The organism is Rossellomorea sp. QJM3NY_18 (assembly GCF_056173145.1).
Genome location: NZ_CM149659.1, coordinates 2,718,915 through 2,733,647 on the forward strand (window position 1 = coordinate 2,718,915; position 14,733 = coordinate 2,733,647).

General features: G+C 44.3%; 17 protein-coding genes. 1 reads left to right on the top strand and 16 read right to left on the bottom strand.

The genetic code is table 11. The features are described from left to right. Positions 1-4: 4 nt before the first annotated feature. The 14 genes from accC to AC0VXY_RS14065 all read right to left on the bottom strand — a co-directional run bounded on the left by accC (position 5) and on the right by AC0VXY_RS14065 (position 10,315). Positions 5-1,357 carry an acetyl-CoA carboxylase biotin carboxylase subunit gene (accC, locus tag AC0VXY_RS14000; protein ID WP_475525573.1) on the bottom strand — a complete coding sequence of 451 codons (1,353 nt, stop codon included), beginning with the start codon at positions 1,355-1,357 and terminating at the stop codon, positions 5-7. A 15-nt stretch (positions 1,358-1,372) separates the two neighbouring features. Next, a complete protein-coding gene (gene accB / locus AC0VXY_RS14005) occupies positions 1,373-1,876 on the bottom strand; it encodes an acetyl-CoA carboxylase biotin carboxyl carrier protein (RefSeq protein WP_475525574.1) in 504 nt (167 codons plus the stop codon). A 271-nt stretch (positions 1,877-2,147) separates the two neighbouring features. Next, positions 2,148-2,702: a SpoIIIAH-like family protein gene (locus AC0VXY_RS14010; protein ID WP_435990179.1), complete on the bottom strand. Its 555-nt coding sequence runs from the start codon at positions 2,700-2,702 to the stop codon at positions 2,148-2,150. A 14-nt stretch (positions 2,703-2,716) separates the two neighbouring features. Further along, entirely contained in the window at positions 2,717-3,370 is a 654-nt protein-coding gene (gene spoIIIAG, locus AC0VXY_RS14015; protein WP_435990178.1) for a stage III sporulation protein AG, read from the bottom strand. Next, positions 3,360-3,989 (bottom strand): stage III sporulation protein AF, encoded by a 630-nt coding sequence (gene spoIIIAF, locus AC0VXY_RS14020; RefSeq protein ID WP_475525575.1) that lies wholly within the window; start codon positions 3,987-3,989, stop codon positions 3,360-3,362. The genes spoIIIAG and spoIIIAF overlap by 11 nt, the downstream gene beginning before the upstream one ends. A 12-nt stretch (positions 3,990-4,001) precedes the next feature. After that, positions 4,002-5,210: a stage III sporulation protein AE gene (gene spoIIIAE / locus AC0VXY_RS14025; RefSeq protein WP_475525576.1), complete on the bottom strand. Its 1,209-nt coding sequence runs from the start codon at positions 5,208-5,210 to the stop codon at positions 4,002-4,004. Positions 5,211-5,225: 15 nt separating this feature from the next. Continuing rightward, the gene (spoIIIAD, locus tag AC0VXY_RS14030; RefSeq protein ID WP_094075148.1) at positions 5,226-5,618 is read right to left on the bottom strand and encodes a stage III sporulation protein AD; all 393 of its coding nucleotides are present in this window, start codon (positions 5,616-5,618) and stop codon (positions 5,226-5,228) included. 13 nt (positions 5,619-5,631) lie between these two features. Then, entirely contained in the window at positions 5,632-5,838 is a 207-nt protein-coding gene (spoIIIAC, locus tag AC0VXY_RS14035) for a stage III sporulation protein AC (RefSeq protein WP_034758004.1), read from the bottom strand. 50 nt (positions 5,839-5,888) lie between these two features. Next, the gene (spoIIIAB, locus tag AC0VXY_RS14040; protein WP_435990175.1) at positions 5,889-6,404 is read right to left on the bottom strand and encodes a stage III sporulation protein SpoIIIAB; all 516 of its coding nucleotides are present in this window, start codon (positions 6,402-6,404) and stop codon (positions 5,889-5,891) included. Continuing rightward, positions 6,405-7,328: a stage III sporulation protein AA gene (gene spoIIIAA / locus AC0VXY_RS14045; protein ID WP_435990174.1), complete on the bottom strand. Its 924-nt coding sequence runs from the start codon at positions 7,326-7,328 to the stop codon at positions 6,405-6,407. It abuts the gene before it with no gap. Positions 7,329-7,538: 210 nt separating this feature from the next. Next, the gene (efp, locus tag AC0VXY_RS14050; protein WP_435990173.1) at positions 7,539-8,096 is read right to left on the bottom strand and encodes an elongation factor P; all 558 of its coding nucleotides are present in this window, start codon (positions 8,094-8,096) and stop codon (positions 7,539-7,541) included. A 38-nt stretch (positions 8,097-8,134) separates the two neighbouring features. Further along, a complete protein-coding gene (locus tag AC0VXY_RS14055; RefSeq protein ID WP_475525577.1) occupies positions 8,135-9,199 on the bottom strand; it encodes a M24 family metallopeptidase in 1,065 nt (354 codons plus the stop codon). Further along, on the bottom strand, positions 9,189-9,647 hold the full coding sequence (gene aroQ, locus AC0VXY_RS14060; protein WP_475525578.1) for a type II 3-dehydroquinate dehydratase: 459 nt from the start codon (positions 9,645-9,647) through the stop codon (positions 9,189-9,191). Before aroQ ends, AC0VXY_RS14055 begins: the two co-directional genes overlap by 11 nt. 98 nt (positions 9,648-9,745) lie before the next feature. After that, positions 9,746-10,315: a YqhR family membrane protein gene (locus AC0VXY_RS14065; protein ID WP_435990170.1), complete on the bottom strand. Its 570-nt coding sequence runs from the start codon at positions 10,313-10,315 to the stop codon at positions 9,746-9,748. A 308-nt stretch (positions 10,316-10,623) separates the two neighbouring features. Here AC0VXY_RS14065 and AC0VXY_RS14070 point away from each other — a divergent pair, with 308 nt between their 5' ends. Next, positions 10,624-10,986 (top strand): SA1362 family protein, encoded by a 363-nt coding sequence (locus tag AC0VXY_RS14070; protein WP_435990169.1) that lies wholly within the window; start codon positions 10,624-10,626, stop codon positions 10,984-10,986. A 16-nt stretch (positions 10,987-11,002) separates the two neighbouring features. On the opposite strand, the gene AC0VXY_RS14075 is transcribed toward AC0VXY_RS14070, so the two are convergent. Together AC0VXY_RS14075 and AC0VXY_RS14080 are read right to left on the bottom strand one after the other, a co-directional pair. Next, positions 11,003-11,884: a patatin-like phospholipase family protein gene (locus AC0VXY_RS14075; protein ID WP_435990168.1), complete on the bottom strand. Its 882-nt coding sequence runs from the start codon at positions 11,882-11,884 to the stop codon at positions 11,003-11,005. Positions 11,885-11,989: 105 nt separating this feature from the next. Then, on the bottom strand, positions 11,990-14,560 hold the full coding sequence (locus tag AC0VXY_RS14080) for a vitamin B12-dependent ribonucleotide reductase (protein ID WP_475525579.1): 2,571 nt from the start codon (positions 14,558-14,560) through the stop codon (positions 11,990-11,992). Between the last annotated feature and the right edge of the window lie 173 nt (positions 14,561-14,733).

Below are 14,733 nucleotides of genomic sequence, written 5' to 3' on the forward strand. Positions count from 1 at the left end.
CACACTAGGATTTCATTACTTCATATTTTTCTAAGAATTTCGTATTGAATTCCCCACCTACAAAGGTTTCATGTTCTAATAGTCTCAGATGGAACGGGATGGTTGTGTGTATTCCTTCAACCACAAATTCACTTAGAGCCCGTTTCATCCTTGAAATAGCTTCTTCACGTGTTGCGCCATAGGTAATCACTTTGGCAATCATGCTATCGTAATATGGAGGGATCATATAACCAGGATATGCGGCTGAGTCGACTCTTACGCCAATGCCGCCCGGTGGAAGATACATTTCGATCCGGCCTGCTGAAGGCATGAAATTCTTCTCTGGATTCTCCGCATTAATACGACATTCAATGGCCCAGCCGGTAAACGTCACTTCTTCTTGTGTCAGGGAAAGCTTTTGTCCTGATGCAACGAGAATCTGTTCCTTAATCAAATCGACTCCTGTTACTTGTTCGGTTACAGGATGTTCCACCTGGATACGCGTATTCATTTCCATAAAGTAGAATGATTGATTCACGTAGTCATATATAAATTCTACCGTGCCGGCACCTGTATAATCAACCGCTTTGGCTGCTTTTACTGCCGCTTCCCCCATTTTAACACGATTCTCTTCTGTTAAAGCAGGTGACGGGGTTTCTTCAATCAGTTTCTGAAGGCGGCGTTGAATCGTACAGTCCCGTTCTCCAAGGTGGATCACGTTTCCGAAGTTATCAGCGAGTACTTGAATTTCCACGTGCCTGAAGTCTTCGATGAACTTCTCGATATATACACCCGGGTTTCCGAATGCGGTCATGGCTTCCTGCTGGGTGATCGTCACCCCTTTGATAAGCTCTTCCCGACTTTTCGCGACACGGATCCCTTTTCCTCCACCACCGGCAGTGGCTTTGATGATGACGGGATAACCCATGGATTCTGCAAGCTGAACCGCATCATCTTCGTCCTTCACTATGCCTTTTGAACCGGGTACAATTGGAACGCCTGCTACCCTCATCGTTTCACGGGCCACGTCTTTCGTCCCCATCTTGGAGATGGCTTCAGGTGAAGGACCGATGAAGATGATGTTGCAATCACGGCACAACTCTGCAAAATCAGAGTTCTCGGCTAGAAATCCGTAACCCGGGTGGATGGCATCACAATCTGTCAGTTTAGCCACGCTAATGATGTTTGTGAAATTCAGGTAGCTGTCTTTCGATGCAGTAGGTCCGATGCAATAAGCTTCATCCGCTAATTGAACATGGAGTGCCTCTTTATCTGCTTCAGAATAAACGGCTACACTTTCAATGCCTAAATCTCGGCATGCACGAATGATACGTACAGCAATTTCTCCTCGATTGGCTATTAATACCTTTTTTATCATATCTATTTTCGCTCCTTATTCAGGTTTAACCAAGAATAACGGCTGACCATATTCCACTAATTGACCGTCTTTTACTAAAATTTCTACGATTTCGCCTTTTGCTTCAGCTTCGATTTCATTAAATAGTTTCATCGCTTCCACGATGCACACGACTGAGCTTTCATCAACTTTATCCCCGAGTTTTACATATGGACCTGATTCAGGTGAAGAAGATTCATAGAACGTCCCGACCATCGGAGACGTGATTTTATGTAGGTTTGCATCCTCTGCACTAGCTTGTGGAGCTTCTTTTTCTGGCTGTGCAGGAGCGGCTGCTTCCTGTACAGGAGCTTGTTGAACGGCTTGTGCAGCAGGTTTCACTTCTTCCACTGCCTGTATCACTTGTGGCTGGGCTGATACGGTCACGCCCTTATTTTTCTTTAAATTGATCTTTGATCCATCATGCTCGTATGTAAACTCTTCAACACTTGATTGATCTACGAGTTTGATTATTTCGCGAATTTCTTGAATTTTCAACACTGTTGACACCCCTCTTATAGTTTATAAAATTATGACTAGCTACTAACATCATACGATAATACCACGTATAAATTCAATATGCGATTCCTACCATCCTGTTAAGCGCATACAACTCTACCTCTATTCTAGACCTTTTTCGCAAAAAAATAAAATAATAGAAAAGGATTTTTCATTTATCCGTTAAAAATGACCATAAGGGGGTATTTGCCGGCCTGAACATAAATATGCCGCCTAAAGGGTCTGCTTTAGGCGGCATCAGGTCATTGATCATTTAGTTTGCTGGCTGGAATTCCACTGCAACCGGCTTCATTTGTCCCACTTCACTCATGACCAGGCGGATAATTTCATTGGCATCCGCTTTGGAGTGCTCTTTGTCTGATTTCACTGTGATCCGGATGTTCTCTCCGTTCGCTCTGACAAGGGCATCCTCGTAACCCATTGTTTTAATCATCGTTTCAAGAACCGATTCCGTCATGGCCAACTCACGAAGGTTTTCCATTTGCTCATAGGCTGCACTCTTTTCTTCTGCTGATACATCCGCGTTTGCCACCTTCGCTTCCAGCTCTTCACGAAGCTGATCTCGCTGGTCTGTTACTTCAATACGCAATGCTTCGAACATTTCATTTCCAGCTGCATCCGTGACGACTTCCATGTCATTGCCTGACATCGTCTCTTTATCACCGTCTTTTGCCTGCTCTTTCCCGTCCTTTTCCTGATAAGCCATATCCGTCGCTTGTTGTGTTGGTGATGTAATGTAATACACCGAAAGGACAATCACAAGACTCAACATCGTTAATAACCAAACCGTTTGTTTTTTCAGTAACATCTATCATTTCCCCCTTATTGTTTGGGCAGGACCGATACCCGGTGACTTGGAACGTCAAGGGCACGGGTGACGGCCTCTATAATCCATTTTTTGATTTGTATGTTATCGGCTCCCTTTGCTACTACAAGGACACCGGTGACTTTAGGTTTTTTTGTTTCTTTCACAATGGGAACTTCTTTCTCACCGTTGTTCACAATGACGATTTCTTCTTCACGGGATTTATCTTCTATCGACCGCTTTCCGCCTTCTTTATCTTCTTCATCAGTGGATTGTGTTGTTGTCGATTCATTCTTCTCATACACTTTTGATTCCGTTGCCTCCACATTGACCACTACATATACATCGCTAACCCCTACAATTTGATCAAGGGCTTCTTTCAACTGATTTTCGTATCGATCTTCGTAATCCCTCATGGAACCATCCGACTCCTTTTGACCGGATCCGAATGCCGCCACCTCTTCAGGGGTACCTCCATCCACTTTCTTCGCAACTTCGAGCCCTTGATCACCGCTCCACAGATTGCTGATCAGCATGAAGGCCACTCCAACGAGAAGCACAATGATAAAGTAATGCAGCCTTGTTCCTTTTCCCCCTCTGGGCGGAGAGTTCGCGTCTTCCTTTGATAACCATTCCTTCAACATATTCAGCGGACCTTTATTAAAGTTCATTCGATTCCCCAGTCCCCCCTTCAACTGTAATGATTATTTTGTCTTGTGTTAGATTCCATTGTTCGGCTAGTAAGGAGGCCAGTTGGGACGTATCTTCGCCGGATGTTTTCTTTCTCGCTTCAGATCCCGTATCGATCTCCACGTTTTGGATTGTTTCAATGGTGCTGTCTTTTTCACTTTCCTTTTCTTTCACAATCACTGCCACTTCTGTAATACTGTCGGGAAGATTCTCTACGTTATCAGCTTGTATGGTCACCTTCTCAATGACTTTGCCGTGCTCATCCATCATCTCCTTTTCTGCTTGTTGTTTCATTTGGACAGCCATCTGTTCTAAAATATATGCACGTTGTGAGGCTTGTATTTCTTTTTTCTTCATTTCTATTTCATTTTCCATCGATTTATTCTGAATGGGACCATTTAAATTGATGGAACTCATCACTTCATCAAAATCAGTAGACATCAATTTGAAGAGCGGTGTAAGGATGATGGTAATCAATAATAAGCCGGTCACGATTTTGGCATATTTCTGCATGTTGGAGCTTGGAAGCAGCATGTCAATGACGGTGGCTAAGAGAACAAAGATAATGATATTTGTAATCCAATCGGTTAGAAATGACATGACGGGACCCCCTTATCTCATCATCATCGTTATATTTCCCGCTGCAATGATGACGGTAAGACTTAAGAAAAACATAAAGGACACGATGGCCAGGGCTGCAAAAACATAAATCACACTCTTTGCGATCGTATCCAGGCAGTTAATCACCGGTCCTCCCCCTAGAGGTTGAAGGAGAGCGGCTGCCAGTTTGTATATGAATGCAATCATCAAGATCTTGATGGCGGGAAAGGCAGCAATGATCAATACGATGGCGACACCTGCTATCCCCACCGTATTTTTCAACAGAACCGATGCGCTGATCACGGTATCCGTTGCGTCCGTGAACATCCTGCCGATGACCGGAACAAAGTTGCCTGTCACAAATTTCGCTGTGCGGATCGTTATGCCGTCCGTCACGGCAGCTGTTGCACCCTGTACGGATATCACCCCAAGAAAGACCGTCATGAACGCCCCTAACAGACCGATGCTCCAAGTTCTCAATAGCTGAGCCAACTGAGTCACTTTGTAATGACTGGAAAGGGTGCTTACAATGCTCAGAAGTGCGGAAAGAAATAAGAGGGGCAGCACGACATTTTGAATGAGTAAGCCGCTTGTATTCATCAGGAAGATAATGACGGGATGAAAGAAAGCTGCCGAAACCACGCCTCCTGAAGCGGCAATGAGGGCGAGTAGCAGCGGGATAAGGGCGATGATGAAATGAACCATGGTGGAGATGGCATCCCGGGTGTAGTCGATGGCCACATGAAAACTATTGAGGGCTATGATGATCAACACCATGAATATGATGCTGTATGCCACCTTGCTGACGCTTCCTCCTTCGAAAGCATTCTGCAGGGACTGGAGAAACATGCTGAAGATTGTGAGCATAATCAGGGTACCCAATAACTTGCCATTCATCACAAGCTCCTGAAAGGCAAATTTGAAGATTCCGCTGAACCATGCTTTAAATGAGAACTCTTTCTCGCCTTTCATGAAATCGATCAAACTGCCTTTTTGACTTTCTGGAAGATAGCCGCCGTATTGATCCACGATACTATTCCAATATCCCGTCAATTCTTCAACCCCTAACCGGTCCAGTTGCGCATCGATCATTTCCTGCTGAATCTTTGTATCGGGAGGATTCTGTTCATCTCCTTCTTCTGCTTGTCCACTTGAGGCTGCGAGGACAAAGATAACGAGTGCTGTGATGAGTATCCGATATAATTGCACCATTTGTTTCACCTCTTAACGTTTCACTTATCCAGTCGGAATCATATTGATGATCGTTTCGATGATGACTGTCAGGATGGGAACAGCCATTGCCAATATTAATATCTTTCCGGCAAGCTCCACTTTCGCTGCCAGTGCCCCCTGACCGGCATCTTTCGTAATGTGTGAAGCGAATTCCGCTATGTAAGCGATGCCGATGATTTTAAGAATAGTTTCCACATATACCATGTTCACATTTGCGTTTGCAGCCAATTTCTCGATCATATGAATGATGGAATAAATTTGATCAATCAGAAATAAAAAAATCGTACAACCTGTAAACACAATGAGCAGGAAAGCAAAATTCGGTTTTTGTTCTTTCACGATCAAAGCAAGAAAAGTCGCTACCAGTGCAATACCTACAATCTGGATGATTTCAATCGCGGACGCCCCCTCATCCTTGATATAAGAAGACCGATTTTATCTTCTGGAACAAATCATCGACAATCGAAGCCACCATGAACAAGATGTAAATGAATCCGAATAACGTCACCCACTGGGCATATTCCTTCTTCCCTACCTGATCTAAAATCGTATGCAAAAAGGCGACGACAATCCCTACTCCGGCAATCTTGAAAATTATATCCACGTCAATTCCCATATTTGTTTCCCTCCTGGTTTCTAAGCCTCATCCCGTATGCGGTCCGCAAGTCAGAGTAGTAGGATGATCAACAAAAGTCCTGATAGAAATCCTAAACTTTTCGTCATCTTTTCATATTTCTTCTGCTTTTCAACGGCTTCCGTTTCTTCCCTATCCAGATGTTTGAGTGCAAGCTGGATATGTTTTTGCTGAGTCATCATGTCATGTCTGCCAAGGTTCTCTCCGAATTGCTTCAGGATTTCATACTCACCCGCTTTAAAAGCCGTTAATTTCCAGATATCATTCAGGCTTTCTTCCCATGCTTTCTTCACTGAGATCTCCTGCTCTGTCAATTTCTTCGAGAAAGTTTCAAAAAACCAGGAAACAGGCTTTTGCAGTTGTTTTGAAATCTTCCTGGTCGCTTCATGCAATGGGGTATGACTGTAGGTGATTTCAGCTTCCAATGACTGAAGGGCCACCTTCAACAGCCGAAGCTGCCTGGGTCTTTCCGTCAAATATTTCGAAGCTTCGAACCCCGCCCAGGAAGTGGAAAGGAGAATAAATACAGCACCAATAAGTTTTATCATTTATGTCACACTCACTTTTTTCAGAAGAGATTGACCGTGTTCGTCCCACACCTCATGGACCTTACCCGGTTCATCCCCCCTCCTCAGTTCCACGAATCGTTCAATCGTCTGCAGATTCACAATATCCTTGATCACAGGTCTCTTTCTTACTTCACTTAAAGAAGACCCATGCGTCGTCATGACAAGGGTTATACCGGCATTCACGGCTTCCTGAATCGCTTGACCGTCTTCCACTCGTCCGATTTCATCCACGACCAGGACATCCGGACTCATGGAACGGATCAACATCATCATGCCTTCAGCCTTTGGACAGGCATCCAGCACGTCCACTCTCGGACCGAACATCAGCTGAGGGATGCCTTTCACGCAGCCGGCAATCTCTGATCGTTCATCGACGATCCCCACTTTGAACGGGGGGATATTTCTTTCAGGGACGCCTGTCGAAATCATCCTGGCCAGATCCCGTAGTAGAGTCGTTTTGCCCGTCTGAGGAGAACCGATCAGCATCGTGTGTTTCCAGCCATCACGATACACATATGGAAATAAGGATTGAGCTATGCCAATCTTTTCCCTGGCAATCCGGATGTTAAAAGAAGATAGATTCCGGATTCCCTTCACAACTCCTCCTTCAAGTATCACCTTCCCGGCAAGCCCCACCCGATGCCCGCCTTCAATCGTGATATAGCCACGCTTCAACTCTTCTTCCAATGTATAAAATGAATGGCGGGATAATTTGTTAATGAGCTGTTCACTATCTTCTTTTGTCACCGTATAGGAAAGGAAATATGGCTTCCCCCGTGCCGTTACCTCTAATACACGGCTGGTACGAACCCTGATTTCTTCTATCCGGTCAATCAGATCTTGTGGAAGGGACAGGACTTTGGCAGTTATAGTGCTGGGTAGAAAGGCTAGAACTTCATGCATATGGAGACCTCCTAATCTTGTTCCACTTCGGGTTGACGGGCATGGACCCTTTGTACATGCTTCCCGATAATACAATGTATTCTAGCGAATGAAGATTATGACAATAGAGTTGGAAGATTTGAGGTGGTCATTGGGGGTAGTGGATGGAAGCGGAGAGACAAAAAAAGCCTGAACGGGATGTATCCCGTTCAGGCTTTTCATATTTATTCTTTATCCACGTGATACATAAGATCCGTCCGTTGTATTAATGATTAATGTGTCCCCTTCGTTCACGAAGAATGGAACGTTCACCACTAAACCTGTTTCAACAGTAGCAGGCTTGGATCCACCGGAAGCCGTGTCGCCTTTGATTCCCGGCTCTGTTTCCGTCACTTTTAATTCAACAGAGTTTGGAAGCTCGACACCAAGCGTTTCGGCTCCGTACATCATGATGGATACTTCCATGTTTTCTTTCAAATATTTCAATTCATATTCGATGGTAGAAGCAGGAAGCTCGATTTGATCGTAGCTTTCGTTGTCCATGAATACATGCATGTCACCATTTGCATACAGGTACTGCATTTTACGGTTGTCGATTTGCGCTTTCCCTACTTTTTCACCGGCACGGAACGTTTTTTCCTGGATGGCACCTGTGCGCAGGTTACGAAGTTTAGAGCGGACGAACGCGGCTCCCTTTCCCGGTTTAACGTGTTGGAAATCGATTACCCGCCAAATTCCGTTGTCGACTTCGACGGTTAAACCTGTGCGAAAATCATTTACTGAAATCATGTGTATTCCTCCTATTGTCTAGTAGGCCTTTTTAAGGACTAAAATGGTAGAATGATTAGATCTTTTGTTGAGTGTGTCAGTGTTTCATTGGAATCTTCCGTTATGAGTGTATCATCTTCGATACGTACGCCGCCAACTCCGGGTACATAGACACCTGGTTCGACCGTTACGATCATCCCGGGCTCAAGTACCACGTCAGATCGTGAGGACAATCCTGGCCCTTCATGGACTTCAAGACCAATCCCGTGCCCCAGTGAATGTCCGAAATACTCTCCATAACCCTTTTCTGTTATGTAATCACGAGCGATTGCATCCGCTTCTTTTCCAGTCATGCCCGGTTTGATTTTTTCCATGGCAAGAAGCTGTGATTGAAGGACGACATCATAGATCTCTTTCAATTTCTCGGTTGGTTCCCCAACAGATAAAGTACGTGTCATGTCGGAGCAGTATCCTTTATAGTATGCACCATAATCCAAGGTTACAAAATCACCTTTTTCAATGACTTTATCACTGGCCACCCCGTGAGGAAGTGCAGAACGATTACCTGAGGCAACGATGATATCAAAAGAGGATGAAGTGGCTCCTGCCTTTCTCATGAAGAATTCTAATTCATTTGAAACCTCTAACTCTGTCACACCCGGTTTGATGAAATCTAATATATGCTTAAATGCTGCATCGGCGATATCCGCCGCATCCTTAATTATATTAAGCTCTTCAGGTGTCTTAATCAAGCGTAACTTTTCCACTAAACCGGATACCGGCACCATGTCCGCCTTCACTGCATCACGGTAACTTTCGAATGCACTGTACGTCATGTCGTTCTTTTCGAAACCAAGCTTCGTAATACCAAGGTTCTTCACCTGTATTGCCAATTCTTCATGAATCGGACCGGTATGCTGCACGATTTCATAATCAGCCGCCTGTTCCGTTGCTTGTTCTATGTATCTGAAATCGGTGATGAATAATGCCTTCTCCTTTGAAATCAACACCACTCCTGAAGAACCCGTAAAGTTCGTCATGTAACGGCGATTATACGTACTCGTCAATAAAATACCGTCAAGTTCATTCTTTGTAAAGGTTTCACGTAATCGTTCAAGTTTCATCGTGTTCCACTCCCTTAATGTTCTTTATAATCGCTTTGAGGGCCAACTCGTAACCAAACAGGCCGAATCCGACAACCTGCCCAATCGTCTCAGCAGCCACGACAGACTGATGCCTGAACTCTTCCCGTGCATGAATATTTGATATATGCACTTCCACAACCGGGACGGATACAGACGCCACTGCATCTCTTAACGCATAGCTGTAATGCGTGAATGCACCGGGGTTCAGGATGATCCCCCCATATCCTTCATCTTCAGACTTGTGGATGACGTCAATCAATTCCCCTTCATGATTCGATTGAGCGGCAAACAATTCAAAACCTTCATCTTCTGCCTTACTTTTCAAGGTTGCTTCCAGTTGAGCCAATGTGACATGACCGTAAATAGAAGGCTCCCGTTTCCCTAATCGGTTTAAATTGGGGCCATTTAACAGTAAGATTTTCACCATATGTAAACTCCTAAAAAAATAGAATGTTCATCATGAACATTCTAACATAAACCTTTTACCTATACCTACTTAATTGTCTGATAAATAGCATTTCTTAATTAATGAGAAACTTCCCCTGATTTTTCCTTTTCATCCTGATGCCTTAATTCATTTTCTTCATATGAAATCGAGTAACCTATAAATACACCGTAAAGAATATACAAACAGAACGTTGTGATCAATGTGTGATAATCAATGGCTGTAAAGGATTTTATGCTTGGGAAAAGTGGATTCAGCAAAAGAAAAAATGCCAGGTACAGAGCGATTCCATACGCTGCACCAACCCACATGGACTTGAATTTTCGTAACAGGCCATAATAAATGAGAGCCACCCCAATCGATATGACACCGTAAGCTACGATGGATAGAACGACTCCGATCCATTTGTCCACCCAGTTCCCGACTGCCCAAGGTTCAAATATGATATTAGGTTCGATTTTTGTAAAGGAAAAGAAATGGCAAATGTATGCAATCGCGCTCCACAACATCCCGGCAGTAAAGCCCGTCACGACCACCATCGCCGTGAAGGAAAGCGGTTTTTCACTTTGATTCTGCTCCAACCGTGGATTTTCTTTACTCTCTTCCGTCCCGTCCTGGACCTTCTCATGTTGCCCTTTCTGTTCTGCCATCTGTAACACCTCCATTCGTAGTATGTCCCATAGTATGAAACATTTGCATGGAATTGTTTATTTTTATTTCATTGATCGGGGACAAGGAACGTAGAGAAATAACATTCAGGAAACGCTCCCTCTAGTGATTTTCTTCAATATTTAGTAAAATAGATAATATCTTTTAAAGTTTCAGAAAAAAGAAGTGGGTTTGTCACATTCATTCCCTAATAAAAAAACAATTTATACGGTTAAAGAAGACCGAAATGGTCTAGAATAATAGTATAGATAATATCTAAGATGGATAGTGATGTAAGGAGGTGGCTTTGTTGAACGCTCGTAATATCTTTGTTTTCACACTCATATTGTTGGCTATGATCGGGCTCGGAACTTCCCTGTTCGGAAATCCTTTAGGTCTTGCAAGACAATTGCTGATTACAGCAGCCGTCATCGGGATCATCTATTTCATTTACAAAAAATGGTTCAGTGGAAGACGGACTGGAAATAGCAATGAACAGAGAGCGTTTGTTAAAGCAGCCAAGCAATCAAAGAAGCGACATAAGAAGAAGTCTACAAGTAAGCCTCAAGTATCCAGTGTTTCGAAAAAACGTTCGATACGAAAAAAATCCAATGCCAAACTAACCGTAATTGAAGGAAAAAAGAATAAAAAAAACAATCGAGCTTCGTTTTAGGAGCTCGATTGTTTTATTAATGGGGCCATGTTTGCAAAAAGGCTGCAGCCTTTGATTTCCCGTATTGAACGAGTTCAATCTTCCGCTCAGGAGTCAATTCGAATTCGGTGGTGAGGACGCCTTCTGTCGGAATAAAGATAATGTTCTTTTCAAGTTTTCTGGAAATATATCTTGAATCATGAGCGTCTTTCATGGTCGTAAAGAGGGCTCCATATAAATCAATGGCATTTTTGATCGGTTTTTTCGGCTTACTTATCAAATCGTGACTAAGCTTCACTCCGAGTACCGGCCTTATTTTCTTCACGTTTTCCCTGTCAAAGAGCCACATGGGGAAATTACTGAGCACTCCCCCGTCCACCATAAAACTGGTCCCTTCCAGTGAACGTAATTTCACAGGTTCAAAGAAATAAGGAAGGCTCGCACTCATCCGTATCGCCCGGGCAACAGGAAAGGTTTCTTTCGGTATTCCGTACTTCTCAAGGTCATCGGGGAGGACAAGCATTCTTCCGTTTGATAAATCCGATGCAATGACACGGAGGGACCCGGGGGGCAGATCGGCAAACGTATAAATACCCCTTGCTTTTAGCTTTTCTTCCACCCAGCTTTCAAGCGCCACTCCTTTATATAATCCCAAACGATAGTAAACCCGAAACCACTTAAGGATCGGCAGGGAAATGACCGCGTTTGAATCCAACAGATTCTTCAAGTCAACATCGTCCATGATTTTGAGTAATTCACGGCTTGAGTATCCTGCAGCAATAAATGCAGCAATCACAGCCCCTGCACTGGTTCCTGCCAGCCTCTTGAATGTGTATCCTTTCTCTTCAACCGCCTGGTATGCTCCTATCATGGCGAGCCCCTTTATACCTCCACCGGAAAATACGCCATCTATGTCCAAGTGCTCCCCTCCTTTTAGTGTATTACTACATCTTTAATTCACCTGGAAGGATTTTAGACTAAAAAAACAGGAGGGGAACCAGTCCCCTCCTGCGCATCTAAATGATTATAGTCCACACTTCAGCTGAGCGCCGCAGTTTGTACAAGTATTGCATCCACCCATATCTTTTACCGTACCTTTACGGCAGACCGGGCACGTATTCCCCACTTCAGAACCGATGGTCACGTCCGTTGAACGCACGTCCTGGATTGTATCCAGTAAGACGATCGGCTTTTTGGCAGTCGGAATATCATGTTGATCCTGTTCATTCTCATCATCAAAGCTGTTTTCTTCCGCTTTAAGGGTGAGCACCTGAGAATCACGGCTTCCGTCCACATACACGGTACCGCCTTTTGCTCCACCTTTATAAAGTCGCTCATATACTTTTTCTACTTGTTCTACCGTATAACCACGAGGGGCATTAACGGTTTTCGAAATGGAGCTGTCGATCCAATTCTGGATAACGCATTGAACGTCGGCATGTGCTTGTGGAGCCAGGCTCATGGAAGAAACGAACCATTCCGGAAAATTGTCTGCATCCGCATCCGGATTTCTCTTCAAGTAATCCTCTACAATATCCGCCTTTACTTCAATGAATTTACCGAGACGTCCACTTCTGTAATAGGTGAAGGAGAAGTATGGCTCAAGACCCGTCGAGACCCCGACCATCGTACCTGTTGAACCTGTTGGGGCCACCGTCAGCAGATGGGAGTTCCGGATCCCGTACTCTTCAATGTCATGACGTACGTCTTCAGGCATTTTCTTCATAAAGCCTGTTTCCACGAATGCCTTACGCAGGGCCTTCGTTTCTTCATCGGTGCTTCCAGTCAGGAATGGGAAACTTCCTTTTTCCTTCGATAATTCCACAGAAGCACGATAAGCGGTTGTCGCGATGACTTCAAATACTTCATCCACAAGCCTGTTGCCCTCTTCTGAACCGTATTCTTTTTCACAGTAGATCAATAAGTCGGCAAGACCCATTACACCAAGGCCTACGCGTCGCTCTCCGAGAGCCTGCTTCTTATTTTCATCCAGGAAGTATGGAGTCGCGTCGATGACATTGTCCTGCATGCGGACGCCTACTTCCACCGTCCGCTTCAATTTTTCAAAATCAACTGTTTTCGTTTCTTTATCGGCGAATCGGGCAAGGTTGACAGCTGCCAGGTTACATACTGAATATGGTGCAAGCGGCTGCTCGCCACAAGGGTTCGTAGCGACTACTTTCTGCCCATATGCTTTCGCATTCGTCATATCATTTGCGTTATCGATAAAGAAGATTCCAGGTTCAGCCGAGTACGTTGCACACACATTGATCAGGTTCCACAGTTCCTTCGCCTTGATTTTGCGGTAGGTACGCACTTTATATCCGAGCTTTTCCCACTCACGTACATCGCCTACATTGTGCCACTCTTCATTATAGTACTTCATTTGCTCTTCATTATAGCTTTCCACATCTGGGAAGCGCAGTTCATAATCACGATCGTTTTCCACTGCTTCCATAAAGTCGCTTGTCAGGCAGACGGAGATGTTCGCCCCTGTCAGGAATTCTGAATTATGGACGCTGTACGTTCCGCCTGTGCGCAGTTTTTCTTCTGCATTCTTAAGGATCTTCGCATCAAATCCACCATAGCCGGGGATTTGTCTGTAGTTCAGGATTCCTTGATACATCGCTTCCTCTTGCTCTGTAAGAGGGGTGAATTTCAACTTTTCCTGAGCCGCCTTTTTAATGGTTTCATCTTCCGTGTTTTCCAGAAGATAACGCAGGATACGCGGGTTTTGCATTTTAGAAGTAATGAATTCGATAATATCCGGATGCCAATCGGTTAACATAATCATTTGGGCCCCACGTCTTGATCCGCCCTGCTCAACCAAATGAGTCAATTTCGCAATATCGTCCAGCCAGGAAACGGAGCCTGATGATTTACCGTTGACGCCTTTCGCCAGTGTATTGCGTGGACGAAGCGTCGATCCATTCGTTCCGACTCCGCCGCCTCGGCTCATGATCTCCATCACCTGCTTGCGGTGTTCTGAAATACCTTCGCGGGAATCCTGTACGAATGGCATCACGTAACAGTTGAAGTATGTTACGTCCGTGCCTGCACCCGCTCCGTACAGGACCCGTCCGGCAGGAACAAAATGCAGGTTCACTAGTTCATGATAGAATTTTTCAAACCAAACCTGTCTCTTTTCAGGAGTTTCTTCCACTTCTGCCAAGCCTGTTGCGTTACGCTTCGCAATTTGTTCATAGTAGACTTCAAGTGGTTTTTCAATGACATCGAGTGTCCTCGAGACAATCCCCGTCTCCATTTCCTCCGGTTTATCGATGGCACTTCTGTACTCTTCTTCGATCCAGACAGATGCTTTTTTTGTTTCCCAATCGATGCTTGATATGTAGCCCAATCCCCTTGCAGGGAACTTCGGATCTTCCTTGATGGTGAGGACCACGAAATCTCCTTCGGAAAGAGTGATCTTTTCCGTGTCTTTGAACGAATAACGATCGATCATGACAAGACGGGATACACCTTTGTGTGTAGTTTTCATATCCGGTGTAATGGGATGTACTTGAGGAAACAATCCAATATCCTTATTTAATCTCTCGGTGTTTAATTTCATCGTATTTTTCGACGCAACAGTCATAAAGACAACTCCTTCTATCTCAAATGTTTCAGTTTCTGCTTTCTTCACTGATGTATTATATCAATTATTAAGATATCATAGCCATTCTGGAAAAGCAATAAATAAACACAACATATTGTGTACGAAAAATTATTCGACACACCATATATTGTGTTTCGGGTCAATAGGTCATT

What these genes read in the sequence shown, in the direction of transcription:
- accC (WP_475525573.1), bottom strand. Translation starts at nt 1,357, where the DNA reads ATGATAAAAAAGGTATTAATAGCCAATCGAGGAGAAATTGCTGTACGT.
- AC0VXY_RS14010 (WP_435990179.1), bottom strand. Translation starts at nt 2,702, where the DNA reads ATGTTACTGAAAAAACAAACGGTTTGGTTATTAACGATGTTGAGTCTT.
- spoIIIAG (WP_435990178.1), bottom strand. Translation starts at nt 3,370, where the DNA reads ATGAACTTTAATAAAGGTCCGCTGAATATGTTGAAGGAATGGTTATCA.
- spoIIIAF (WP_475525575.1), bottom strand. Translation starts at nt 3,989, where the DNA reads ATGTCATTTCTAACCGATTGGATTACAAATATCATTATCTTTGTTCTC.
- spoIIIAC (WP_034758004.1), bottom strand. Translation starts at nt 5,838, where the DNA reads ATGGGAATTGACGTGGATATAATTTTCAAGATTGCCGGAGTAGGGATT.
- spoIIIAB (WP_435990175.1), bottom strand. Translation starts at nt 6,404, where the DNA reads ATGATAAAACTTATTGGTGCTGTATTTATTCTCCTTTCCACTTCCTGG.
- spoIIIAA (WP_435990174.1), bottom strand. Translation starts at nt 7,328, where the DNA reads ATGCATGAAGTTCTAGCCTTTCTACCCAGCACTATAACTGCCAAAGTC.
- efp (WP_435990173.1), bottom strand. Translation starts at nt 8,096, where the DNA reads ATGATTTCAGTAAATGATTTTCGCACAGGTTTAACCGTCGAAGTCGAC.
- AC0VXY_RS14055 (WP_475525577.1), bottom strand. Translation starts at nt 9,199, where the DNA reads ATGAAACTTGAACGATTACGTGAAACCTTTACAAAGAATGAACTTGAC.
- aroQ (WP_475525578.1), bottom strand. Translation starts at nt 9,647, where the DNA reads ATGGTGAAAATCTTACTGTTAAATGGCCCCAATTTAAACCGATTAGGG.
- AC0VXY_RS14065 (WP_435990170.1), bottom strand. Translation starts at nt 10,315, where the DNA reads ATGGCAGAACAGAAAGGGCAACATGAGAAGGTCCAGGACGGGACGGAA.
- AC0VXY_RS14080 (WP_475525579.1), bottom strand. Translation starts at nt 14,560, where the DNA reads ATGACTGTTGCGTCGAAAAATACGATGAAATTAAACACCGAGAGATTA.